This window comes from Rhizobium ecuadorense (genome assembly GCF_001187535.1).
GTDB lineage: Bacteria > Pseudomonadota > Alphaproteobacteria > Rhizobiales > Rhizobiaceae > Rhizobium > Rhizobium ecuadorense.
In genome coordinates this window covers 1-299 of the sequence record NZ_LFIO01000061.1, presented here as the reverse complement: position 1 = coordinate 299, position 299 = coordinate 1, and the positions used below count along the sequence as shown (strand labels likewise).

The following is a 299-nucleotide window of genomic DNA, read 5'->3' as shown; positions in this document are numbered from 1 at the left end:
CGTAAAGCCAAGTCCATACCTGGAACGCAAGGCCAGGGAACAAGGTGTCAGTCTCCCGCAGGCCCAAACCACGCACTTGCTGGGATATCTGAGCCGGCCAGAGGGAGATGGTCCCTTTCCGGCCGTCGTTGTCATGCACGGTTGCGGAGGTATTCGGCCGAACACCAAGACCTACTGGCCGCAGCGGTTGACCTCATGGGGATATGTCGTGCTGGTGGTTGACAGCTTCACGACCCGCAACATCGACAACACCTGTGAACGCTATCTTCCCGATCGGGTCTTCGATGCCTACGGGGCTC

1 protein-coding gene is annotated in these 299 nt (G+C 59.2%); it reads left to right on the top strand.

Features of this window, described 5'->3' with window-relative positions; genetic code table 11:
* The coding region (locus AF337_RS02575) for a dienelactone hydrolase family protein (RefSeq protein WP_193393563.1) at positions 1-299 on the top strand (299 nt) is incomplete at both ends.